The sequence below is a fragment of the Zoogloea sp. genome, from assembly GCF_041908905.1.
Classification (GTDB): Bacteria; Pseudomonadota; Gammaproteobacteria; order Burkholderiales; family Rhodocyclaceae; genus Zoogloea.
In genome coordinates this window covers 12,515-36,119 of record NZ_JAYREK010000027.1, presented here as the reverse complement: position 1 = coordinate 36,119, position 23,605 = coordinate 12,515, and the positions used below count along the sequence as shown (strand labels likewise).

The 23,605-nt window shown below is 67.7% G+C and carries 20 protein-coding genes; 18 read left to right on the top strand and 2 right to left on the bottom strand.

Annotation, left to right across the window (positions count from 1 at the left end):
- The first annotated feature begins 113 nt into the window (after window positions 1–113).
- The 11 genes from ACE3OU_RS13810 (at window position 114) to ACE3OU_RS13760 (ending at window position 8,715) form a co-directional block, all read left to right on the top strand.
- Window positions 114–1,238 (top strand): D-alanyl-D-alanine carboxypeptidase family protein, encoded by a 1,125-nt coding sequence (locus ACE3OU_RS13810; protein ID WP_374242132.1) that lies wholly within the window; start codon window positions 114–116, stop codon window positions 1,236–1,238.
- A gap of 3 nt (window positions 1,239–1,241) precedes the next feature.
- Window positions 1,242–1,511: a YbeD family protein gene (locus ACE3OU_RS13805; RefSeq protein ID WP_374242131.1), complete on the top strand. Its 270-nt coding sequence runs from the start codon at window positions 1,242–1,244 to the stop codon at window positions 1,509–1,511.
- The gene (lipB, locus tag ACE3OU_RS13800) at window positions 1,508–2,122 is read left to right on the top strand and encodes a lipoyl(octanoyl) transferase LipB (protein ID WP_374242130.1); all 615 of its coding nucleotides are present in this window, start codon (window positions 1,508–1,510) and stop codon (window positions 2,120–2,122) included. Before ACE3OU_RS13805 ends, lipB begins: the two co-directional genes overlap by 4 nt.
- A gap of 18 nt (window positions 2,123–2,140) precedes the next feature.
- Window positions 2,141–3,088, top strand: coding sequence for a lipoyl synthase (gene lipA, locus ACE3OU_RS13795; protein WP_374242129.1), 948 nt, complete (start codon window positions 2,141–2,143; stop codon window positions 3,086–3,088).
- Between the two features lie 275 nt (window positions 3,089–3,363).
- Window positions 3,364–4,332 (top strand): IS1595 family transposase, encoded by a 969-nt coding sequence (locus ACE3OU_RS13790; RefSeq protein WP_374242128.1) that lies wholly within the window; start codon window positions 3,364–3,366, stop codon window positions 4,330–4,332.
- 146 nt (window positions 4,333–4,478) lie between these two features.
- Entirely contained in the window at window positions 4,479–5,414 is a 936-nt protein-coding gene (locus ACE3OU_RS13785; RefSeq protein ID WP_374242127.1) for a glycosyltransferase family 2 protein, read from the top strand.
- 68 nt (window positions 5,415–5,482) lie between these two features.
- Entirely contained in the window at window positions 5,483–5,776 is a 294-nt protein-coding gene (locus ACE3OU_RS13780) for a multidrug efflux SMR transporter (RefSeq protein WP_374242126.1), read from the top strand.
- A gap of 61 nt (window positions 5,777–5,837) precedes the next feature.
- On the top strand, window positions 5,838–7,352 hold the full coding sequence (locus tag ACE3OU_RS13775; RefSeq protein ID WP_374242125.1) for a glycosyltransferase family 39 protein: 1,515 nt from the start codon (window positions 5,838–5,840) through the stop codon (window positions 7,350–7,352).
- Window positions 7,353–7,425: 73 nt separating this feature from the next.
- Window positions 7,426–7,971 carry a glutathione peroxidase gene (locus ACE3OU_RS13770; protein ID WP_374242124.1) on the top strand — a complete coding sequence of 182 codons (546 nt, stop codon included), beginning with the start codon at window positions 7,426–7,428 and terminating at the stop codon, window positions 7,969–7,971.
- A 54-nt stretch (window positions 7,972–8,025) separates the two neighbouring features.
- On the top strand, window positions 8,026–8,355 hold the full coding sequence (locus ACE3OU_RS13765) for a multidrug efflux SMR transporter (RefSeq protein ID WP_374242123.1): 330 nt from the start codon (window positions 8,026–8,028) through the stop codon (window positions 8,353–8,355).
- A gap of 27 nt (window positions 8,356–8,382) precedes the next feature.
- Complete coding sequence (locus tag ACE3OU_RS13760; protein WP_374242122.1) at window positions 8,383–8,715, top strand: multidrug efflux SMR transporter; 333 nt, start codon at window positions 8,383–8,385, stop codon at window positions 8,713–8,715.
- Here the strand turns inward: ACE3OU_RS13760 and ACE3OU_RS13755 are convergent.
- Window positions 8,712–9,749, bottom strand: coding sequence for an adenosine deaminase (locus ACE3OU_RS13755; RefSeq protein WP_374242121.1), 1,038 nt, complete (start codon window positions 9,747–9,749; stop codon window positions 8,712–8,714). The genes ACE3OU_RS13760 and ACE3OU_RS13755 overlap by 4 nt on opposite strands.
- A gap of 140 nt (window positions 9,750–9,889) precedes the next feature.
- Here ACE3OU_RS13755 and ACE3OU_RS13750 point away from each other — a divergent pair, with 140 nt between their 5' ends.
- The 5 genes from ACE3OU_RS13750 (at window position 9,890) to ACE3OU_RS13730 (ending at window position 19,756) form a co-directional block, all read left to right on the top strand.
- Window positions 9,890–12,685 carry a PAS domain S-box protein gene (locus tag ACE3OU_RS13750; RefSeq protein ID WP_374242120.1) on the top strand — a complete coding sequence of 932 codons (2,796 nt, stop codon included), beginning with the start codon at window positions 9,890–9,892 and terminating at the stop codon, window positions 12,683–12,685.
- A 52-nt stretch (window positions 12,686–12,737) separates the two neighbouring features.
- On the top strand, window positions 12,738–16,541 hold the full coding sequence (gene xdhB / locus ACE3OU_RS13745) for a xanthine dehydrogenase molybdopterin binding subunit (protein ID WP_374242119.1): 3,804 nt from the start codon (window positions 12,738–12,740) through the stop codon (window positions 16,539–16,541).
- 216 nt (window positions 16,542–16,757) lie between these two features.
- Complete coding sequence (gene xdhC, locus ACE3OU_RS13740) at window positions 16,758–17,768, top strand: xanthine dehydrogenase accessory protein XdhC (protein ID WP_374242118.1); 1,011 nt, start codon at window positions 16,758–16,760, stop codon at window positions 17,766–17,768.
- 7 nt (window positions 17,769–17,775) lie between these two features.
- Window positions 17,776–19,095, top strand: a complete 1,320-nt coding sequence (gene guaD / locus ACE3OU_RS13735) for a guanine deaminase (protein ID WP_374242117.1) — start codon at window positions 17,776–17,778, stop codon at window positions 19,093–19,095.
- An 82-nt stretch (window positions 19,096–19,177) separates the two neighbouring features.
- On the top strand, window positions 19,178–19,756 hold the full coding sequence (locus ACE3OU_RS13730) for a Uma2 family endonuclease (RefSeq protein ID WP_170182922.1): 579 nt from the start codon (window positions 19,178–19,180) through the stop codon (window positions 19,754–19,756).
- A 635-nt stretch (window positions 19,757–20,391) separates the two neighbouring features.
- Here ACE3OU_RS13730 and ACE3OU_RS13725 read toward each other — a convergent pair.
- A complete protein-coding gene (locus tag ACE3OU_RS13725; protein WP_141351075.1) occupies window positions 20,392–20,859 on the bottom strand; it encodes a hypothetical protein in 468 nt (155 codons plus the stop codon).
- 267 nt (window positions 20,860–21,126) lie between these two features.
- Here ACE3OU_RS13725 and ACE3OU_RS13720 point away from each other — a divergent pair, with 267 nt between their 5' ends.
- Together ACE3OU_RS13720 and ACE3OU_RS13715 are read left to right on the top strand one after the other, a co-directional pair.
- A complete protein-coding gene (locus ACE3OU_RS13720; protein ID WP_374242116.1) occupies window positions 21,127–21,981 on the top strand; it encodes a hypothetical protein in 855 nt (284 codons plus the stop codon).
- A 390-nt stretch (window positions 21,982–22,371) separates the two neighbouring features.
- Entirely contained in the window at window positions 22,372–23,577 is a 1,206-nt protein-coding gene (locus ACE3OU_RS13715) for an MFS transporter (RefSeq protein ID WP_374242115.1), read from the top strand.
- Window positions 23,578–23,605: the final 28 nt, after the last annotated feature.

Here is a 23,605-nt window from a genome sequence, read left to right as displayed (position 1 = left end):
CAGCATAAGGACATTGCCGGCGGCGCGGGAGTTCCCTTGTAACAGAAAAAAACCAGCGCCGTTTGCGGCCGGTTGGGTGACTATAATCGCACTTTTTGGTTTTTGCTCCGATCATGTTGCGTCGCATCATCCTGCTCCTGCTGGTCCTCCCGACCCTCGCCTTCGCCCAGATCGCGCCTCCACCGGTCGCCGCCCGCGCCTGGCTGCTCCTCGACGTGGGCTCCGGCCAGGTGCTCACCGCCGAAAACCCCGACCAGCGCATCGAGCCCGCGTCGCTCACCAAGCTGATGACCGCCTACCTGGCCTTCGCCGCGGTGAAGGGCAAGACCCTGTCCCTCGACCAGACCATCCCGGTCTCGCCGAAGGCCTGGAAGGTGCCGGGCTCCAAGATGTTCATCGAACCCCAGACGCCGGTCACCGTGAAGGAGCTGCTCCACGGCATGATCGTGCAGTCGGGCAACGACGCCTGCGTGGCGCTCGCCGAGGCCATCGCCGGCTCCGAAGAGGCCTTCGCCCAGCTGATGAACAAGGAAGCCGCCCGCCTCGGCCTCAAGAACACCCACTTCGAGAACGCCACCGGCCTGCCCAACCCGTCGCACCTCACCACCGTGCGCGACCTGTCGGTCCTCGCCACCGCGCTGATCCGCGACTTCCCCGAGTTCTACCCCATCTACTCGGTCAAGGAATATACCTACAATAAGATCAAGCAGCCCAACCGCAACCGCCTGCTGTTCCTCGACCCGAGCGTGGACGGCGTCAAGACCGGCCACACCGACAGCGCCGGCTACTGCCTGATCGCGTCGGCCAAGCGCAACGACCGCCGCCTCCTGTCGGTGGTGGTCGGTACCACCAGCGACAGCGTGCGCGCCCAGGAATCCCAGAAGCTGCTCAACTGGGGCTATCTGGCCTACGATACGGTCAAGGTGTATGGCGCCAACCAGGCCGTCACCGAGCCGCGCGTCTGGAAGGGCAAGGAGAACACCGTCAAGGCCGGCTTCCTGAACGACTTCGTGCTGTCGGTGCCCAAGGGCGACGCCGACAAGCTGAAGGCCACCGTGGTCAGCCAGCAGCCGCTGCTGGCGCCCATCGCCAAGGGCCAGCAGATCGGCACCCTGCAGCTCGCCCTCGGCGACAAGCCGATCGGCGAATATCCGCTGGTGGCCATCGACGAGGTGCCCGAGGCCGGCTGGTTCGGCCGCCTGTGGGACGCGCTGCGCCTGTGGATCAAGAACCTGTAAGCCATGACTGAAGAACGCAAGACCCTGCTCGAATTCCCCTGCGACTTCCCCATCAAGATCATGGGCGCGCGGGTGGACGACTTCGCCCAGACGGTGCTCGAGGTGGTGCTGCGCCACGCCCCCGACTTCGACGCCGGGGCGATGCAGATGCGACCCTCCTCCAAGGGCAACTACCTGGCCATCACCTGCACCGTGAACGCCACCTCCCAGGCCCAGCTCGACGCGCTGTACATCGAGCTGTCGTCCCACCCGATGGTGAAGGTCGTGCTGTGATCGTCCGCCGCCCCGGCCGCGTGCCCTACGAACCCACCTGGCGGGCGATGCAGGACTTCACCGCCCAGCGGGACGCCGCCACGCCCGACGAGCTGTGGCTGGTCGAGCACCCGCCGGTGTACACCCTGGGCCAGGCCGGCAAGGCCGAGCACCTGCTCCACGTCACCGACATCCCGCTGGTCAAGATCGACCGCGGCGGCCAGATCACCTACCACGGCCCCGGCCAGGTGGTGGGCTACCTGCTGCTCGACCTGCACCGCCGCGGGCTCAAGGTGCGCGAGATGGTCAATCTGATCGAGCAGGCCCTGATCGACTGCATCGCCGATTATGGTCTCGACGCCCGCCGCAAGGACGGCGCGCCCGGCGTGTACATCGACGACGCCAAGGTGGCCGCCCTCGGCCTGCGCGTGAAAAACGGCTGCAGCTACCACGGCCTGTCCCTCAACGTCGATATGGACTTGACACCATTTACCTGGATCAACCCCTGCGGCTATAGTGGGCTCCAGACCATCCAACTCAAGGACTTCGGCGTGACTGAAGGCCCCGACGAAGTCACCACCCGGCTTCTCGGCCACCTGCAGCGGCATTTCCCGGACGTCCCGCCCACCTGACCAAAGGACAGCAGCTTCATGGAAGACACCGCCCGCAAGCAACGCGGCGCCGAAAAAACCGCGCGCATCCCGATCAAGATCGTCCCCGCCGAGCGCCTCAAGAAGCCCGACTGGATCCGCATCAAGCTCGGCGCCGGCGTCGAGGCCGAGCGCTTCAACGAGATCAAGGACACCCTGCGCGAGCACAAGCTGCACACGGTGTGCGAGGAAGCCTCCTGCCCCAACATCCACGAATGCTTCGGCAAGGGCACGGCCACCTTCATGATCATGGGTGACATCTGCACCCGCCGCTGCCCCTTCTGCGACGTCGGCCACGGCCGCCCGCTGCCCCTCGACGCCAACGAGCCGGCCAACCTGGCCAAGACCATCGCCGCGATGCGCCTCAACTACGTGGTGATCACCAGCGTCGACCGCGACGACCTGCGCGACGGAGGCGCCCAGCACTTCGCCGAGTGCATCCAGGCCACCCGCGCCGCCAGCCCCAAGACCACCATCGAGGTGCTGGTGCCCGACTTCCGCGGCCGCATGGAGATCGCCCTCGACATCTTCGACCAGGCCCCGCCGGACGTCCTGAACCACAACCTCGAGACCGTGCCGCGCCTCTACAAGCAGGCCCGCCCCGGCTCCGACTACGCCTACTCCCTCGAGCTGCTCAAGCAGTTCAAGGCCCGCCACCCCGAGGTGCCCACCAAGTCCGGCCTGATGGTCGGCCTCGGCGAGACCGACGAGGAGATCCTCGACGTCATGCGCGACATGCGCGCCCACAACGTCGAGATGCTCACCATCGGCCAGTACCTCCAGCCCTCCGGCGGCCACCTGCCGGTGCTGCGCTACGTGCATCCCGACGTGTTCAAGATGTTCGAGACCGAAGCCCTCAAGATGGGCTTCAAGAACGCCGCCTGCGGCCCGATGGTCCGCTCCAGCTACTGGGCCGACCAGCAGGCGCACGGGGCGGGAGTGGTGTAAGCCTCTGCCGGTCAGTTGTCTGCCAAGAGGGCGTCCTGCGGGGCGCCCTTTTTCGTTAACGCTGCAAGCTGTCCAGAAAAATACAAAAACTTCTTTGTGCAAAAAATTCTTTGCACTATATTTTCTTTGCACAAACACCCAGACCACACCATGGACAACATCGCCGGCTCCCCGGTCGAAGGGGCTAACTTTTTGGCTCTGTCCTCGTTACCTGTGGAACCACCCCCTTGCGATGCTGTCTGTATGTACAGTCAAGCCGAGCGAGGGAGTTTGCGATGAAATCACTTGATTTTCAGCGCATCGCGAAGTCGGTCGGGGCGCTGTCGCACTGGCAGCGCGACAGGCTGCTGAGCCTGTTGCGCGAGCCTGCGGCGGGCCGAGAGGCGATTGGGTGCATTCAGGCCTCGTTTGAGGCCGTGCCGAAGTGTCCGCACTGCGGCCACGAACAGCTGCACCGACATGGCCAGTCCGATGGTCTTCAGCGCTACCGCTGCCGCGCCTGTGGCAAGACCTTCAATGCCTTGACGGGTACGCCGCTGGCGAGGCTTCGGCACAAGGCGAAGTGGCTGGGTTTTCTGCAGACGACGCTCGATTCCATGACGGTTCGTCAGGCCGCCCGGGAAGTGGATATTCATCGGCACACCAGTTTTCGCTGGCGCCACCGCTTTCTGGAGTGGGTCAAGAACGACCGGCCCGAGCATCTGCATGGGATCACCGAGGCCGATGAGACCTACTTTCTCGAGTCCCACAAAGGCGCCCGCCAGCTTGAGCGCCCCGCCCGCAAACGCGGCGGCTCCGCGACCAAGCGCGGGGTTTCCAAGGAGCAGGTCTGCGTGCTGATCGCCCGCGACCGCACGGGCCAGACCCTGGACTTCGTCACCGGCAACGGCTCCGTCAGGAAAGCCCAGCTGCGCCAATGCCTCCAGCCGGCGCTCGACAAGGACGTCCTGCTCGTGAGCGACGCCAATGCCAGTTACCGCTACTTTGCCAAAGAGGCGGGCATCAGCCACGAGGCGGTCAATCTATCCGCTGGCACGCGCGTCAAAGGCGCCATCCATGTGCAGAACGTCAATGCCTACCACAGCCGGCTGCGACAGTGGATTCAACGCTTCCATGGGGTCGCTACGCGCTACCTGCCCAACTATCTGGGCTGGCGCCGCGCACTCGATACGCGCCACCTTGACACGCCAGGGAAAATGCTAATGGCTGCGTGTGGCATATTTCCACAGGTAACGAGGACATAGCCTTATACTTTGCCATCTTCTGCAAGGCAGATATAAGTTCAAGAGCGGGGTGACTGCTGTATCCGAACAGTCAGTGGATAGCACACGGCAAAAGCCATATCCACGCAGGAACCCTCTCCGACAAGGATTCATTGGAAGGTAAGGGCATGACTGAAATCAGTGTAGTGATCCCGGCGCACAACGAAGAAAAGAACATCGCGTCGACTTTTCGGGAAGTCCAGAGCGCGCTGGAGAATTCGGCCGCCGATTGGGAGATCATCTTCGTTGATGACGGCTCACGCGACGGGACTGCCGCGGCCGTGCGCTCACTGATGACCGCCTGCAGCGGTATCCGGCTGATTCAGCTAGCACGCAATTTCGGCCATCAGGCTGCCCTGATGGCCGGCCTCTCCGCCGCCAGGGGTCAGGCCGTGATCTCGATGGACTGCGATCTTCAGCACCCGCCCCGCTACATCCCCAAGATGATCGACGCCTGGCGAGCCGGCTATCTGGTCGTGGACATGGAGCGGGAGCGCACCATTGGCATCTCCAAGACCAAACACATGCTGTCAGTGGGGTTCTATCGTCTAATTAACCTGCTGAGTTCGGTCCCGATCTCCGAAGGCGTTTCCGATTTCCGCCTGCTCGACCGCATCGTCGTCGAACAACTGATCAAGATCAACGATCCAAAGCCATTCATCCGGGGGCTGGTCGCCTGGCTCGGATTCAAGCCCAAGATGATCAAATACACCGCCGACGAGCGGCGCTTCGGGCAGCCAAGCTACACCCTGCGCAAAAGCATGCGCTTGGCCCAGCATGCGCTGCTGTCGCTTTCTCAGGAGCCCCTGCGCTTCAGCATCTACGTTTCCGTCGGGCTTTTCCTGCTGTGCTTCGTTTATCTTGCCTACGTCATCGTCGCCAGCCTTACCGGCAACGTGGTCGCGGGCTGGCCCTCCATCATCGTGTCGGTGCTCATTCTGGGCGGCATCCAATTGATGTCCCTGGGGGTACTGGGTGAATACGTGGCACAGATATTCGAGCGCACCCGCAATCTACCGGCCTACGTCACCCTGCCCGAATCCCCCCCTAACACCCAAGCCTGAGGAAGCCCATGAGCAGTTTACTTTTATTGCTCTTGCACGGAGCGCTCGGCAGTCTCGGGCTCGCACTCATGAAGCTCCACCTGGCGCCCGCCCGATCGTCCGTGCTGAACGGCGCCCTCATGGATAACAGCGTAATGTTCGCGGCAGCGGGCATCGGCCTGTACGTCGCGAGCTTCCTGCTGTGGCTGACCATCGTCACAAAAATGCCACTCAGTTACGCCTACCCCATGTCGGTGGGCATCACGCTGCTCGCTACCAGCCTGCTCGCGATATTCTTCCTTGCGGAATCCATAAGCCTGTTTCGCATCGTCGGCATGGCGGTGATTCTCTTCGGGGTCGTGATCGTCAATCTCGCCTCCTGACACCCTGGACCTGGCGCCTCTGTATCCTGCCCTCACGCACCGACGACTGAAGCCATCCGAAATGAAATTGCCCGGTTCCCCTGCAGCGCTCCCACCGGGTGACGCACCAGCCGAGTTGACCAAATTTCGCCTGCTGCTCGTTGCCCTCGCCATCTTCGGCATCGCCCTCTCGGCATATGTATTCTTTCTTCCATACGACACCGTCGCCGACGAAGAAGAATATCTGACAGAAATTTTTTCTGCTGCGCGGGGCCACCCTTCGGGTTGGGGAATCCGGCACCTGCTCTATCCGTTAATCATCTCCCCGTTCGTCGCCTTGGCCAGCACCGCAGGAACCCCTCCGGAATCTCTTGCGCTGGTGGCACGCCTCGTGAACTGGTCGATGTGGTGGCTCAGCCTGTACGCCGCCTTTCGCATTGCAGATCGCATCTTCGGCCGCGAAGCTGCCTGGCTGGCAGTGGTCTTCATCGCCTTCAACTGGGCCTGGATGCTCGCCAGCAAACGCCTGATGATGGACGTGCCCAGCACAACCTGGCTGTTGTTGGCACTGTATTTTCGGATCGTGCCCCAGCGACCGGAAGGCCTGCAGCCCTTGCTTGCCGGCCTGACCTGTGCAGCCCTCGCCGCGGCGACCAAGTTCCAGATGGGGCCACTGGCGGTGATATATGGCCTGTGGCTGTTCTTTGAACGGGCGCGGGCACGTCAGACCTGGCAAATCCTGATTGCTACAGCCTTCAGCCTGTTTCTGGTCGGCGGGATAGGCATGGTCGATTACCTTACCTACGGACGCTGGTTCTCATCGATACTCGAATTCCGCCAATACAACTTGGTCAACGCCCAGGACTTTGCGATCAAATATGGTGCATGCGAGGAGCCGCTGTATTACCTCAAGCACGCAAAGGACATCTTTTCTCTTTTCCTGATCCCGCTGGCGCTGCCCGGACTCATCCTCTGCCTGGGAGCACGCAGAAGACATGGCGGACTGCTGGCCAGCCTGGTTGTCGCCTACTTCGTTATCCTCCACCTAGTCTGCCACAAACAAGCGCGCTACCTAGTCTCCATCCTGCCCGAGGTTTCAATCCTTGGGGCAGGTGGGCTTGCGCTCGCGCTGAACTGCATCAACACCCTTGCACGGCCCGTCATGCGCCACAGCCTCATCGCCCTGGTCATTGGGGGAGTCGCGCTGACCATCGTCTCGCTCACGCCACGCAACGAGCTCAAGACGATTTTCGGACAGCAGGAAACCTGCGCCGACTTCGTCTATCGCACGATCAACGAGCTCCCCAAGGGCTCTAAGGTCGCGCTGGCGACGCCCTGCGGCGCACCGACCACCTATCTGAAGGACTACGAAATTCACTTCGGCGACCTAGGGTTCAACAGCTACACCCGCAAGGCCGAGATAGAGAAATTTGCCGGACTGATCGAATCCGTCGATGCAGTTTTCGTCGATCCGCACAATTCACTCGGTGAAACCGTCAGGGCTGCCTGGAGCCGCCAAGGCTATGCGACGACGCCCAGCCCCCTGGGAAACTACGTGCTGTATCGCCGTCTAGGCCTATCCCAGCCTGCGCAGTGAGCCATGTCGATCTAGCGTGCGAGGGAATACCGCGTCAAAATCGGCGTTCCTTTCCCACACAAAGGACAACCCAATGAGCAGCGCCCTCCGCGACATCCCCCTCAACAAGATCGACGGCACCCCCGCCACCCTCGCCGAATACGCCGGCAAGGTGCTGCTGGTGGTCAATGTGGCCTCAAAATGCGGCCTCACCAAGCAGTACGAAGGGCTCGAAAAGCTCTACGAAAAGTACCGCGACCAGGGCCTGGTGGTGCTGGGCTTCCCGGCCAACGACTTTGCCGGCCAGGAGCCGGGTAGCGACGCCGAGATCGCCGGCTTCTGCACCGCCAACTTCGGCGTGCAGTTTCCGATGTTCAGCAAGCTGGTCGCCACCGGGCCCGACAAGCACCCGCTCTACGCCGCCCTCACCGCCGCGCTGCCCGAGACCGAGGACCGCGCCGGCATGGAACAGGCCCTGCGCGGCTACAAGATCGAGCCCACCGCCGCGCCCGAGGTGTTGTGGAACTTCGAGAAGTTCCTGATCGGCCGCGACGGCCAGGTGCTGCGCCGCTTCGCCCCCGACACCGCGCCGGATGCCGACAAGCTCGTCGCGGCAATCGAGGCCGCCCTCGCCGCCTGAGGTCCCAGAGACCCCAGGCCGGGCCTTGCGCCGCCGCCGTCAAAACGCCGCCCAATGCCCTGGCTCCTGCTCCTCGCCGCCATCGTCGCCGAAGTCGTTGCCACCTCGCTGCTCAAGTCCACCGCGGGTTTCACGCGGCTCGGGCCTTCGGTGGTGGTGGTGCTCGGCTACGGGGTGGCCTTCGTGCTGCTGTCACGCTGCCTCACCCGGATCCCGGTCGGCGTCGTGTATGCGGTGTGGTCGGGGCTGGGCGTGGCGCTGATCACCCTGGTGGCGTGGCTCTTCCTGGAGCAGCCGCTGGATGGCCCGGCCCTCGCGGGCCTCGCGCTGATCGTCGGCGGGGTGGTGGTGATCAACGTCTTCTCAAAGGCGGCGGCAGAATGACGCCGCCGGCCGGCAGAGGCGCCTGAGATGCAGTGGCTGTGGCTGGCGGTGGCGATTCTGGCCGAAGTGACCGCCACCTCGGCGCTCAAGTCGTCCGACGGTTTCCGGCGCCCGGGGCCGTCGGTGGTGGTCGTGGGCGGCTACGCCCTGTCGCTCTACCTGCTGTCCCTCACCCTCGACGTGCTGCCGGTGGGCGTGGTGTATGCGATCTGGTCGGGGGTGGGGGTCGCCCTGGTCACGCTGGCCGGGCGGGTGTTCTTCAAGCAGAAGCTGGACCGCGCGGCGATCATCGGCATCGGAATGATCGTCGGCGGGGTCGTCGTGCTGCAGCTGTTCTCGAACGCGGTGGGGCACAACTAGCCCGGCGCCACCCCTGCCGCCGCAAAAAAACCATCCAGCCGGGCGATCCAGCCGGCCTTCTCGGCGTCCGTCGCAAAGCTCGCCTCGACGCTGTTGCGGGCCAGCCGGTACCAGATGGCGGCGTCGAAGCCGAAGGCCGCCTGCACCGCGCGGATGTTGTCGTTGAGATAACCGCCAAAGTACGCCGGGTCGTCGCTGTTGATGGTCACCCTGGCGCCCGCGGCGATGAGCTGCGGCAGGCTGTGCTCCGCCATCGCCCCGAACACGCACAGCCGCGTGTTGGAGAGCGGGCAGACGGTGAGCGGCACCCCTTCCCGGGCCAGGCGGGCGAGCAGCGCCGGGTCTTCCGGCGCCCGCACGCCGTGGTCGATGCGCCGGGCGCCGAGGATGTCCAGCGCCTCGGCAATGTAGGCCGGCGGCCCCTCCTCGCCGGCGTGGACGACCACCGGCTTGCCCAGCGCCCGGCAGCGCGCGAAGAGCCGCGCAAACTTGGAAGGTGGGTGCCCGCGCTCCGACGAATCCAGCCCGAAGCCGTGGAGGCGCCCGGCGAAAGGCTCGGCCTCGGCCAGCGCCGCGAGGCACTCATCCTCGCTCAGGTGGCGCAGGAAGCACATGATCAGCCGCCCCGAGATGCCCCAGCGGCGCGCCCCTTCGGCGAGCCCGTCGTCCAGCCCGTCGAGCACCGTGGCAAACGGAACGCCCCGCGCCGTGTGGGTCTGCGGGTCGAAGAAGATCTCGGCGTGGACCACCCCGTCGGCGGCGGCGCGCTCCAGGTAGGCCAGCATCAGGTCGCGGAAATCGGCGCGGGTCTGCAGCACCGCCGCGCAGGCGTAGTACAGGTCGAGGAAGGACTGCAGGCTGTCGAAGGCGTAGGCCGCCTTCAGCGCCGCCTCGTCGGCGTAGGGCAGCGCGACGCCGTTGCGGCGCGCCAGCGCAAAGGCCAGCCCGGGCTCCAGGCTGCCCTCGATGTGGATGTGCAGCTCGGCCTTCGGCATGCCGAGGGCCAGGGCGAGGGGATCGGCGCGGTTCATCATCACTTCTCCTCAAACGCAGCAGGCTTCATCATAGTCCGACCGCAAAAGATCGGCGACGGCGCGCAAGTTCCGGCCCCGCCGGCCGTAATGATTCAACAGGCTCCGTCGAGCCCCCGCTCCGGAGCCCACGCTCCGACGACATGGATATCGTCTTCCTCATCTACGGCCTCGCCTTCCTGGTTCTGGGCATCACCATCGTCATCCGGCCCACGGAAGGCAGCCGCTTCGAGTTCGCACGGCTGAGCCTGTGGCTGGCCGGCTTCGCCTTCGCCCACGGCACGCTGGAGTGGATGGACCTGTGGCGGGTCGTGCGGGGCGAGGCCCCCGCCCTCGTCGTCGCCCGCCCGCTCACGCTGCTCGCCTCCTACGTGATGCTCTACGAGTTCGGGCGGCGCATGCTGTACGCAGCCCGGCCCACCGGGCGGCCAAAGCGCCTGCTGTCCGGGTGGATGCACGTGCTGCTGCTGGGCGGCGTGACGGCGGGCACCTTCGCCGGCGGTAACACCCTCGACAACCTGGGCATCTGGTCGCGCTACCTGTACGGTTTTCCGGGGGCGATGCTGTCGGCCCTCGGGCTGCAAGCCTATGCGACCCGGCGCATCCGCCCCGAGCTCACCACGCAGGCCTTCACCACGGTGCAGCGCAGCTGCCTGCTCGCCAGCGGGGCCTTCGCCCTCTACGGGGTGCTGGGCGGGCTGATCGTGCCGGCGGCCCCCTGGCCCCCCGCCGCCTGGCTCAACCAGGACGACTTCCTCGCCGTCTTGGGCCTGCCGGTACAGGTCTTTCGCGCCGTCTGCGCGCTGCTGATCACCTACTCGATGACCCGGGTGCTGCACGTCTTCCACATCGAGCAGCAGCAACAGCTCGCCGACACCCTGCGGCAGACCGCCGACGCCCTCGCGGAAACCGCCCGGCTGGGCAGCCACAACCAGCTGTTGCTGGAGTCCGTCGCGGAGGGCATCTTCGGTCTCGACCTCGAAGGGCGCGCCACCTTCATCAACCCGGTCGCCCTCCGCCAGCTCGGCTACGAACCGGGCGAGCTGACCGGCCAGGCCCTGCACGAGCTCATCCATCACAGCGAGCGCGACGGCCGGCCAAAACTGCCGACGCAGTGCCCGATCTGCCAGACCCTGCAGGACGGCCAGGCCCGCCACGTGCCCCACGAATACTTCTATCGCAAGGACGGCAGCGGCTTCCCGGTGTCCTACCACACCGCCCGGATCCAGGAGCAGGGCCAGGCGATCGGCGTGGTGGTGGTCTTCGAGGACATCTCCGAGCGCGTCCGGCTCGACGCCGAGCTCGACGCCCACCGCCACCAGCTCGAACAGCGGGTCGAGGAGCGCACCGCCCGCCTGCGGGAGGCCGAGGCCTACAGCCGGCTGATCCTCGAGAGCGCCGCCGGCGGGCTCTACGGCATGGACGCAAAGGGGCGCTTCACCTTCATCAACGAGGTCGCCGGCGAGCTGCTGGGCTACCCGCCCGGCAGCCTGATCGGGCTGCCGGTGCACGCCACCATCCACCACCACCACGCGGACGGCAGCGATTTTCCGGTGGAAGACTGCCCGATGGTCGCCGCCCTCAGCCGGGGAGAGCCGGTGCACAACGACGACGACCTCTTCTGGTGCGCCGACGGCAGCCCGCTGCCGGTCGCCTCGGCGATCCGGCCGATGCTCCAGGAGGGGCAGATCGTCGGCGCGGTGGTGAGCTTCACCGACATCCGCCAGCGCAAGGCCATCGAGGAGGCCCAGCGCCGGGCCCTCCACGAGGCCGAACGGCTGGTGCAGATGAAGAGCGAGTTCCTCGCCAACATGTCCCACGAGATCCGCACCCCGCTCAACGCCATCATCGGCATGACCCACCTGCTGCGCCGCGGCGGGCTGACCGACAAGCAGCAAGGCCGCCTGCAGCAGATCGAGGTGGCCGGGCAGCACCTGCTGGAGCTCATCAACACCATCCTCGACCTCTCCAAGATCGAGGCCGGCAAGTTCGTGCTGGCCGACAAGCCACTGACCCTCGAGGCCATCGCCGTCAACGTCTGCTCGATCCTCGCCGAGCGGGCGCGGGCGCGGCAGGTCGAACTCAGCACCGAGATCCAGCCGGTCAGCGCCCAGCTCCATGGCGACGCCCTGCGCCTGCAGCAGGCCCTGCTCAACTTCGCCGGCAACGCGGTCAAGTTCACCGAGCGCGGCCGGGTGAGCATCCGCATCCGGCTCGCCGAGGACGGGCCGGGGAGCGCGCTGGTCCGCTTCGAGGTCGAAGACACCGGCATCGGCATCGCCGCCGACGTGCTGCCGCGGCTGTTCACCCCCTTCGAGCAGGGCGACGGCTCGCTGACCCGCCGGCACGGCGGCACCGGCCTCGGCCTGGCGATCACCCGCAAGCTGGCCGAGCTGATGGGCGGGCAGGCCGGCGCCAGCAGCACCCCCGGCGTCGGCAGCTGCTTCTGGTTCACCGCCCGCCTGCGCAAGAGCGCGCCCGACACCGGGCACCCCGACACCGACGCCCCCTCGCCGGTCGAGGTGGCGCTGCGCGAGCGCCATGGCCACTGCCGCCTGCTGCTGGCCGAGGACGAGCCGATCAACCGCGAGGTGGCCCTCGAGCTGCTCACCGAATGCTTCCAGCACGTGGACGTGGCCTGCGACGGTGTCGAGGCCGTCGAGCTCGCCGCCCGCCAGCCCTACGACCTGATCCTCACCGACCTCCAGATGCCGCGCATGGACGGCCTCACGGCCGCCCGGCGCATCCGCGCCCTGCCGGGCTACGCCACCCGGCCCATCATCGCCATCACCGCCAACGCCTTCGCCGAAGACCGCGCCCGCTGCCGCAGCGCCGGCATGGACGACTTCATCGCCAAGCCCTTCACCACCGACGAGCTGTACACCACCCTGCTGCGCTGGCTTTCCCGCAGTGCGGCAGCAGAGAGCCGGACGATGTGATAAGTTGAAAGCGTCCAGGTAGATCCGGGCTCACCCATCCCGGCTGCACGCCATGAGCGAACGCCCCATCCAGTTCTGGTTCCGCGGCGCGATACGCCAGGTCGCGGGCGTCCCCCCGTCCCGCACGGTGCTCGACTGGCTGCGCGAGGACATCCGCGCCACCGGCACCAAGGAAGGCTGCGCCGAAGGCGACTGCGGCGCCTGCAGCGTGGTGATCGGCGAAGCCATCGGCGGCGCGCTGCAGTTGCGGGCCGTCAATGCCTGCCTCCGCCTGCTGCCCACCCTCGACGGCAAGGCGCTGTTCACCATCGAAGACCTCGCCCCCCTCGCCGGCCCCGACCGCCTGCACCCGGTCCAGCGGGCCCTGGCGGACGGCCACGGCTCCCAGTGCGGCTTCTGCACGCCCGGCTTCGCGATGGGCCTGTTCGCCCTCTACGAGAACCACCCCACCTGCCCCGACCGCGCGGCCATCACCGACGCCCTCGCCGGCAACCTGTGCCGCTGCACCGGCTACCGCCCCATCCTCGACGCCCTGCCTGCCGCCTACCGGCTGCCGCCGGCGCGCCTCGACCGCGCTCCCGTCCTCGCCGCGCTGGACGCCCTGGCGGCGCTGCCGCCCCTCGACTACCGGGCCGGCGGCCGCCGCTTCCTCGCCCCGCGCAGCCTCGCCGAACTCGCCGCCGCCCGGCTGGCCGCGCCGGATGCCCGCCTCGTCGCCGGCGCCACCGACCTCGGCCTGTCCATCACCAAGGCCCTGCGCGACCCGGGCGACCTGCTGTGGCTGGGGGCCGTGCCCGAGCTGCAGGCCATCACCCACAGGCCCGACGGCGGCATCGTGATCGGCGCCGCCGCCAGCCTGGCCGACGCCTTCGCCGCGCTGGTCGCCCTCGAGCCCGGCTGGGTCGAGATCGCCCGCCGCTTCGCCGGCCCGCCGGTGCGCCACGCCGGCACCCTGGGCGGCAACATCGCCAACGGCTCGCCGATCGGCGACAGCATGCCCGGCCTCATCGCCGCCGGCGCGCGGCTGGTGCTGCGGCAAGGGGGCACTCAGCGCCGGCTGCCCCTGGAGGATTTCTACCCCGGCTACCGGCAGACCACCCTCGCCCCCGGCGAATTCATCGAGGCCATCGAGCTGCCCCCCGCTCCGCCGGGCCGGATCTTCCGCTGCTGGAAGGTCTCGAAGCGCCACGACCAGGACATCTCCGCCCTGTGCGGCGCCTTCGCCCTCACCCTCGCCGCTGGCCGGGTCGGCCACGCGCGCATCGCCTTCGGCGGCATGGCCGTGACGCCCGCCCGGGCCCGCGCCACCGAGGCGGCCCTCATCGGCCAGCCGTGGAACGAAGCCACCGTGGAGGCGGCCATCGCCGCCCTCGCCACCGACTTCACCCCGCTCGACGACCTGCGCGCCTCCGCCGCCTACCGCCACCAGGCCGCCGCCGGCCTGCTGCACCGGCTGTGGCTCGACACCCGCGGCGCCACGCCGCTGCGCCTCGCCGAACTCACCCCGGCCGCCCACCCCGGGCGCGCCGCAACCCCAAGCGCCGAACACCGCCCGCCCCCCATCGGCCAGCCCCTGCCCCACGAGAGCGCCCACCTGCACGTGGCCGGTAGCGCCGCCTACACCGACGACCTGCCCGAGCCGGCCGGCCTGCTGCACGCGGCGGTCGGCCTGTCCGCCGTTGCCCACGGCCGCCTGATCGGCCTCGACCTCGCCGCCGTCCGCGCGGCGCCCGGGGTGCGGGCCGTGATCACCGCCGCCGACATCCCCGGCGACAACGACTGCGGCCCGGTGGTCCACGACGACCCCATCCTGGCCACCGGCGAGATCCTGTTCCACGGCCAGCCCCTCTTCGCCGTCGCCGCCGACACCCGCGAGCAGGCCCGCCGCGCCGCGCGGCTGGCGGTGGTGCAGATCGAAGCCCTGCCAGCCATCCTGACCGTCGACGACGCCATCCAGGCCGGCAGCGAGGTGCTGCCCCCCGCCGAACTCGCCCGGGGCGACGTCGAGGCCGCCCTCCAGGCCGCGCCCCACCGCCTCGCCGGCACCCTGCGCACGGGCGGCCAGGAGCACTACTACCTCGAAGGCCAGGTGGCCTGCGCGATTCCCCGCGAGGACGACAGCCTGCACCTGCTCAGCTCCACCCAGCACCCCACCGAGATGCAGCACGCCGTGGCCCGCGCCCTCGGCTGGCGGATGCACCAGGTGAGCTGCGAATGCCGCCGGATGGGTGGCGGCTTCGGCGGCAAGGAGGCCCAGTCCGCCCAGTGGGCCTGCCTCGCCGCGCTGCTCGCCCAGGCCAGCGGGCGGCCGGTCAAGCTGCGCCTCGACCGCGACGACGACATGCGCGCCACCGGCAAGCGCCACGACTTCCGCATCGACTACGACGCCGGCTTCGAGGCGGACGGCCGCCTCACCGGCCTGCGTCTGCGGCTGGCCTCCCGCTGCGGCTTCTCGGCCGACCTGTCGGGGGCCATCAACGACCGGGCGATGTTCCACGCCGACAACGCCTACTACCTCGACGCGGTGGCCATCCGCAGCCTGCGCTGCCGCACCCACACCGTCTCCAACACCGCCTTCCGCGGCTTCGGCGGGCCCCAGGGGATGTTCGCGATCGAATCAGTGCTCGACGACATCGCCCGCCACCGGGGCCTCGACCCGCTGGCGGTGCGCTGCGCCAACTTCTACGGCGGGCCCGGCCGCGACCTCACGCCCTACGGGATGCGCGTCGAGGACGACACCCTCGCGCCCCTCGTCGCCCGCCTGGCCGCCGATGCCAGCTACGCCGAGCGCCGCGCCGAGATCGCCGCCTTCAACGCCGTGAGCCCGGTACTCAAGCGCGGGCTGGCGCTCACGCCGGTGAAGTTCGGCATCTCCTTCACCAACACCTTCCTCAACCAGGCCGGCGCCCTGGTGCATGTGTACACCGACGGTAGCGTGCGGGTCAGCCACGACGGCACCGAGATGGGCCAGGGCCTGTACACCAAGGTGCGTCAGATCGTAGCCGCCGAATTCGGCCTGCCGATGGACGACGTGCGCCTGTCGGCCACCGACACCACCCGCGTGCCCAACACCTCGGCCACCGCCGCCTCGTCGGGCAGCGACCTCAACGGCAAGGCCGCCCAGGCCGCCTGCCGGGCGATCCGCGGGCGGCTGGCGGCCTTCGTCGCCGGCAGGCTGGGCGTGGACGCGGCCGACGTGCGCTTCGCTGCCGGCCGGGTGCGCGCCGCCGGCTTCGACGCCCCCTTCGCCCAGGTGGCGCGGGAGGCCTGGATGGCCCGCGTGCAGCTATGGGACACCGGCTTCTACGCCACCCCCAAGCTCGACTACGATGCCAGCGTGATGCGCGGCCGGCCCTTCTACTACTTCGCCTACGGCGCCGCGCTGAGCGAGGCGGCCATCGACACCCTCACCGGCGAACACCGCCTGCTGCGCGTCGACATCCTTCACGACCCCGGCAGCTCGATCAACCCGGCCATCGACATCGGCCAGATCGAGGGCGGCTTCATCCAGGGCCTCGGCTGGCTGACCAGCGAAGAGCTGGTGTTCGGCCCCGACGGCGCGCTGCTTACCCATTCTCCGGCCACCTACAAGATCCCCACCGCCGCCGACCTGCCACCCGTCTTCAACGTGAGCCTGTGGGGCCAGCCCAACCGCGAGGACGCCATCCACCGCTCCAAGGCCGTCGGCGAGCCGCCGCTGATGCTGGCCCTGTCGGCCTTCTTTGCGCTGCGCGACGCGGTGGCCGCCGCCCTCGGCCCCGGCGCCCGCCCGCAGCTCGACGCCCCGGCCACCCCCGAGGCGATCCTGCGCGCACTAAACCTGAAAACGGCGGTTGACCGCTTTTCACCGCCTTGAGGGCCATATGAAGCCCAACCATGAACCCTTCTTCGTGACGTGTACAGCGGGAAAGCACGCTACACGCCCGCTGGCACGTCCGCACGGGCGCCTGGCTTTGTCGCTCCGCCTTGCAGGCATCAGCCTGCGGCGTTGTCGCTTCGCGTCAGACACCCGCGCGAACGCACCTTCGGGCGCGTCCAACCACCGGTTCCAGGTTTACGGAGGCCCCCTGCCATGACCGAATGGCTCTCCGCCCTCGCCGCCCGGCTCGCCGCCGGCGAGGCCGCCGTCCTCGTCACCGTCGCCCACACCGTCGGCTCCGCTCCCCGGGAGGCCGGCGCCACGATGCTCGTCGGCGGCGGGCCCGGGGTCGGCAGCGTCGGCGGCGGGCAGCTCGAGTGGCTGGCCAGCGACGCTGCCCGCGGGCTGCTCGACAGCGCCGGCCCGCCGCGTCTGGTGCGCCTCGCCCTCGGCCCGTCGCTGGGCCAGTGCTGCGGCGGCATCGTCTGGCTGGTGCTGGAGCGCATCCCCCCCGACAGCGCCGCCGACTGGCGGCTCCGGGCCGACGCGGTGGCCCGGGGCCAGGGCCTGCGGCGCCAGCTGGCGGTGGACGACGCGGCCTCCCGCTGGAGCGTGGTGGCCCGGCCCGCCCACGCCACCGCCCACCTGCTCGCCGACGGGGCCCGCTGGACGCTCACCCACCTCGTCGGCGGCATCGACTTTCCCGTCACCCTGTTCGGCGCCGGCCACGTGGGCGAGGCCGTCGTGCGCGCCCTCGCCCCCCTCGGCGCCCGCATCAGCTGGGTCGACACCCGGGACGACATCTTCCCCGCCGAGCTCCCGGCCGGCGTCCAGGCCATCACCACCGACAGCCCCGAGGCCGAAGTGCGCGCCGCGCCACCGGGCAGCTACTTCCTGGTGATGACCCACAGCCACCCGCTGGACTTCGCCCTGTGCGAGGCGATCTTCGCGCGGCGCGACTTCGCCTGGCTGGGGCTGATCGGCTCGGCCTCCAAGCGCAGCAACTTCACGCGGCAGCTCGTGATCCGCGGCCTGGACCCCGACCGCCTCGCCGACCTCAGCTGCCCGATCGGCATCCCCGGCATCGAGGGCAAGCACCCGGCGGTGATCGCCCTCGCGGTGGCAGCCCAGCTCCAGCAGGTGCGCGAGGCCCGGCGGGCCATCGACCACGCCGCCCATCCGCCCCCCGCGGCGCCGCCCCTGTCGTCGCTGCCGCGGCCGTGAACGCCCGATGAGCATCGTCTCCAACCGCCTCGTCCGCGGCCAGCTGCTGCACTTCCTGGCCGACCCGGGCATGGGCGACGACCCCGCCGCGTGGCAGTTCTTCGACGACGGCGGCCTGTGGATACGCGACGGCCGCATCCAGGCCGCCGGCCCCTGGGCCGCCCTCACGGCCGCGCTGCCGCCCGGGGTGGGCGAGTCCGCCACCGTCCACGACTACCGCGGCCACCTGGTGCTGCCGGGCTTCGTGGACTGCCACCTGCACTACCCCCAGGCCGGCGTGATCGCCAGCTACGGACGCCAGCTGCTCGACTGGCTGAACGACTACGTATTCCCCGCCGAAGCCCGCTTCGCCGACGCCTCCGAGGCCGAACGCAGCGCCGCCTTCGTCGTGGATCGGCTGCTCGCCCACGGCACCACCACCGCCTCGGTGTTCGCCACCGTCCATCCCCATTCGGTGGACGCCTTCTTCGCCGCCGCCGAGGCCCGCGGCCTGCGCATGCTGTGCGGCAAGGTGCTGATGGACCGCAACTGCCCGCCCGACCTGCGCGACACCGCCGCCGGCGGCATGGCCGACAGCCTGCGCCTCATCGAACGCTGGCACGGCCGCGGCCGGCTGCGCTACAGCCTCACCCCGCGCTTCGCCCCCACCTCCAGCCCCGAGCAGCTGCGCCTGTGCGGCGAGCTGCTGAACAGCCAGCCGGGCCTGCACCTGCAGACCCACCTCGCCGAAAACCCCTGCGAGCTCGACTGGGTGAGGCAGCTCTTCCCCACGCGCGGCAGCTACCTGGACGTCTACCAGCACTACGGCCTCGCCGGCCCGCGCAGCCTGCACGCCCACTGCATCCACCTCGACGCCGCCGAGCGCCGCAGCCTGGCCGCCGGCGGTGCCGCGGCGGCCTTCTGCCCGGGCTCCAACCTGTTCCTCGGCAGCGGCTTCTTCAACCTGGATGCCAGCCGCGAGGCCGGGCTGCGCGTCGGCCTGGCCACCGACATCGGCGCCGGCACCGGCTTCAGCCTGCTGCGCAGCCTCGCCCAGGCCTACGAGGTCGGCCAGGCCCTCGGCGCACCGCTGCCGGCCCTGCGCGGCTTCTACCTCGCCACCCTCGGCGGCGCCCGGGCGCTCTACCTCGACGACTGCATCGGCAGCTTCCAGCCCGGCCGCGAAGCCGACTTCATCGCCCTCGACTGGGCCGCCACCCCCGAACTCGCCTGGCGCATGGAACGCTGCCAGACCCTCGCCGAACGCCTGTTCGCGCTGATGATGCTCGGCGACGAACGCTGCGTGGTGGCGACGCACGTGATGGGGGAAGTGGCGTTCGTGCGCTGAGGGCGGGCGGCAGCCCCGGCCAGGGGCAGATCAGGCATTACAATGCTTCGGTGACATGGCTTGCGTTCAGGGAGAGTTACGCATGGGGCAGGAGCAACTGATTCCACGTTTGATGAGCGCCGACGAGTTCTATGCATGGCTCGAGTCCCAGAGCGAACGGTATGAGCTGGTCGATGGGCAGCCGCTGCTCATGGCCGGGGCGACGATTGCCCACGACACGGTCGTCATGAATGCGAGCCGGCTCATCGGTAACCAGTTGCTGGGCAAGCCCTGCCGCCCCCGCTCCGCCGATATCGCCGTCAAGATCTCGACTCATCAGGTTCGCTATCCGGACCTGAGCGTGGATTGCGGAGACCCCGCCGGCACCTCCCGGGAGGCCGCCAAGCCGACGCTGGTCATTGAAGTGGAATCCCCCAGCACCGGCATGGTCGATGCGATCGACAAGCTGGAGGAATACAAGTCGCTTCCCTCCATGCAATACATCCTCCTCGTGTCGATCAAACGGCCGCGCGTCCGGTTCTACTTCCGCAACGCTGCAGGCGCCTGGGACAGCCAGGTGATCATCGGCATGGAATCCCAGATCGAGATGCCCTTGATCGGGGTGATGCTGTCACTGGGTGATCTGTATTACGACCTCAGCTTCGACGCCGGGCAGAAGTGAGGGCGAGGCGGGCGCGGGCGAACCTCCATCTGATCTACACGCCCACGTTGACGGGACAGGGGTAGGTGCCGGCGCACCGCACGCCCATCCCACCAGCGCTCCCGACCCCGGATACATCCCACCCGCCTGTCCGCGAGGGACTCGCGTCTATCCCGGGGACTGTCGTGCCCACTCCTCGAAGTGCTCCCGAGCAGCCCGGAAGCCGTCCCGTGGGCAGTTCGATGCGGCGGGCGCCTGTCCGGCGGAGTATGCAACCCTGTCGCCGGGCCGCTCGCGAGCACCTCAAATGCCCACGCGCCTATCCGGCGGATAGGGCTGCCCTGTAGGTTTTGCCCAGCCCTTGCCCGAATTTCGTCCTCGCGAGCACTTCAGGGAGTAGGGCATACCCTCCCGGAAATGCTCGGTCGGACCTCCGGCGTGATCGATTGGGCGGGCGAAGGGGTCGGCTGGGATTCCGGCGTGGTCGGCCGGGCGCACGAAGCGCTCACTCGGGCCTCCGGAGTGATCGGCCGGGCGGGCGGGAAGATCGACGGAGCACAGGGCCGGGGAAGTTGGGCCGCGCGGGGGATCGGCCGGGCCTGCCGGCCACTGCAGACAGCCCGGCCCCGGCGCGGGGCAGGCCCTGAACAGGCCGCTCAGGCCTCGGGGCTGGCCGGTTTGCGCGGCTTGCGGGACAGGCGGGTCTTCATCGCCTCCTTGAGGGTGTCCAGGCTGGTGCCCTTGCCGAAGACCTTGGTCAGCGCATAACCGTCGAGGGACGCGCTCAGGATGTCGCTGCCCAGCGCCAGCTCGGTGTCGTCGGCGCGGTCGGTGAGCGCGCGCAGACGCTGCAGGCGCGGCCGCAGCGCATCGAGGGTGGCGATGTCCTGCTGGAACTCGGCCAGCTCGAAGTCGGCCGGCACCATACCGGCGTTCTGGCGCAGCACCAGCTCGGTCTGGCGGCAGAACACCTCGGACCCGTCCCCCATCTTCAAGGCCTTGCGGCGCTGCTCGGCGGTAAGGGTGACCAGCTCGGCGAGGTTCTTCTCGAGCGCCGCCAGGGCCGCATCCACGGCCTCGAGCTGGGCCGCACTGAATTCGAGGGAGACGAGATTCTGTTTCATGGCAACACTCCTGATCGTTGTGGGCTTGCTGCCACATGCCACGGAAATCCGCGGGCGATGCTAATGGCAGCCCGGGGATAGTACACGTGATTGAATACCGAGAAAATAGGACATGACCATGAAAGGAGCTTGCAGGGATGACGCCGCTCAAGTTGGACGACTGCGGCCCGCGCCCCTCTCGGTGGATGCCGCGTGCGCTGAAAAATGGTGTAGCATTTAACTCAAGACGGATAAAAAACTGATCCTCAGCTGTTTGTGCTTATGCGTATGCTGTTCGCGACCAAGGCAATAGTGGTAAGAAGTAACAACTACCTGCCGTATTTGGCCTGCCACCTACCTAAATCAATACGGACGCACCGCAAGGAGTGCACCCCTGCTTCCAACGCTATATCCAGCAAGGAATTCACAGTGCCAAAAGAAACAAACAAACAAAGAAAAACCATATACGTAAATGCAAGACCTATAAGCTCCGGAGAAAACGAATATGTTTGCTGGATAGATCTCATGGGAACAAAGTCCATAATGGGACATTCTCTTGAAATGGCGGCAAATTATATCTGCCGGCTACATGCAGCTATTTTGGATTCTATTGACGGGACAGAGCAGCTATACCCCATGATTGACGGCATGTACATTACAACGCCATCAAAGCAGTCCATGCTAAATTTTTTGAGGAAAGTATTCAAAAAGCCATCCCAAGAATTTATAGAAGCCAGCGAAAACCAGCACCGTTTTATTCCCAAGGCAGCAATTGCCTACGGCCCCGTCGTGCATGGCAAGCACATCACAAAGAAAGTCAACTTAGCACTCAGCGAAAACAAAACAATAAAAGAATCCTTGCTATTTGGAATACCTGTGATAGCGGCCAGCCAAGGCGAAAGAAACGCGCCTCCGTTCGGAATATATGTAGATCAATCAGCCCGAATGTTCGCACCAAGCCCCACAAAACCATTGCCATATATTTGGTATAAGTGGTTCAACCCAAAGGACGCCATTCGAAACCAACTCAAAGAAAAAATAGAAAACTACTACGAATGGTGCCTTGCAAATTACTACACCCTTACTTATTCGCAGGATCGAATCAAAGAGCACAAAGCAATGGCAATGGAGTACCTGAGTTAACTGGACGATCAACCACATATCCCAGACACATCCTCCGACCCCAGGCAGAAAAACGATGGGCCGCCATAGTCGCCCCCCGGCCCTCAATGTTCCACTATTTCTCGGCCGAGCCCCGGACGCCGACCGACCATCCGCAGCGTCGAGTCAAAAAGCTGGCCGGGCCAGCGCTGTCCGGATATTTCGGGTGAATTTGATGGCCTATATGCCCAGACGACGGGGCTGTCGATTCCACCTGAGCGGCGCCGGGGGCGGGGTCGAAGACGGCTTTCGCCGTCAGGCTCTCCGCGCCAGACTCCGCCCGGAGGCCACCGCCCCGGGGCAAACAAGCCGCCCCTTCCCTCCGCCGCCGCGCCGGGCTACCGTAGCGGCCGCACCGTACACCCCGCCCCCATGCCCCCCGCCCTTCGCGCCCTCGCCTCCCGCAACTACCGCATCTACTTCGCCGGCCAGCTGGTGTCCCTGGCGGGCACCTGGATGCAGCAGATCGCGATGGTGTGGCTGGCCTACCGGCTCACCGGCTCGGCGCTGGTGCTGGGGGTGGTGGGCTTCGCGAGCCAGATCCCGATCCTGGTGCTGAGCCCCTTCGGCGGGGTGCTCATCGACCGCTTCGACCGCCGCCGCCTGCTGATCCTCACCCAGGCCCTGTCGATGCTTCAGGCGCTGCTGCTGGCCGGGCTGGTGTGGCAGGGCGTGGCGACGCCCGCGCACCTCGTCGCGCTGGCCTTCGGCCTCGGCTGCATCAACGCCCTCGACGTGCCGGCGCGGCAGGCCATCGTGGTGCAGCTGGTGAACGACAGGGACGACCTGCCCAACGCCATCGCCCTCAACTCCTTCATGATGCACGCGACCCGCTTCGTCGGCCCGGCGCTGGCCGGCTGGGTGGTGGCGACCGCCGGCGAGGCCCTGTGCTTCCTGCTCAACGCGGCCTCCTACCTGGCGGTACTGCTGGCGCTGCTGGCGATCCGCCTGCCCGGCGCCGGCCCCCGCAAGCCGGCGGCGCGGCCGCTGCAGGCCCTGCGGGAAGGCGTGGCCTATGCCGCCGGCCACCGGCGCATCCGCGCCTCGCTGCTGCTGATCGCCAGCCTGAGCGTGCTGGCCACGCCCTACACGGTGCTGATGCCGCTGTTCGCCCGGGAAATCTTCGGCGGCGACGCGCGCCTGTATGGCCTGCTCATGGGCACCGCCGGCTGCGGTGCCCTGGGCGGCGCGGTGCTGCTGGCGCTGCGCGCCGATACCGCCGGGCTCGGCGCGCTGGTGGGGCGGATGGCCCCGCTGGTAGGCGTGGCGCTGGCGGTGTTCGCGCTGTCGGAGAGCCTGTGGCTGAGCGTGCCGGCGCTGCTGGTGCTGGGCTTTGCGATCCTGCTGTGCGTGGCAGGCAGCAACACGCTGATCCAGACGGCGGTGGACAACGACTTCCGCGGCCGCGTGATGGCGCTGTTCACGATGGCCTTCCTGGGCCTCGCGCCGCTGGGGAGCTTCGCGGTGGGCAGCCTGGCCCAGGCCTTCGGGGTGCGCGGCACGCTGGTGGCCTGCGGGCTGGCGAGCTGCGCCGCCGGGCTGGCCTACCGCGCCCACCGGCGGGCCTGCAGCGGCTAGCCCGCATCCGGGTCGAGCTTCAGGCCGG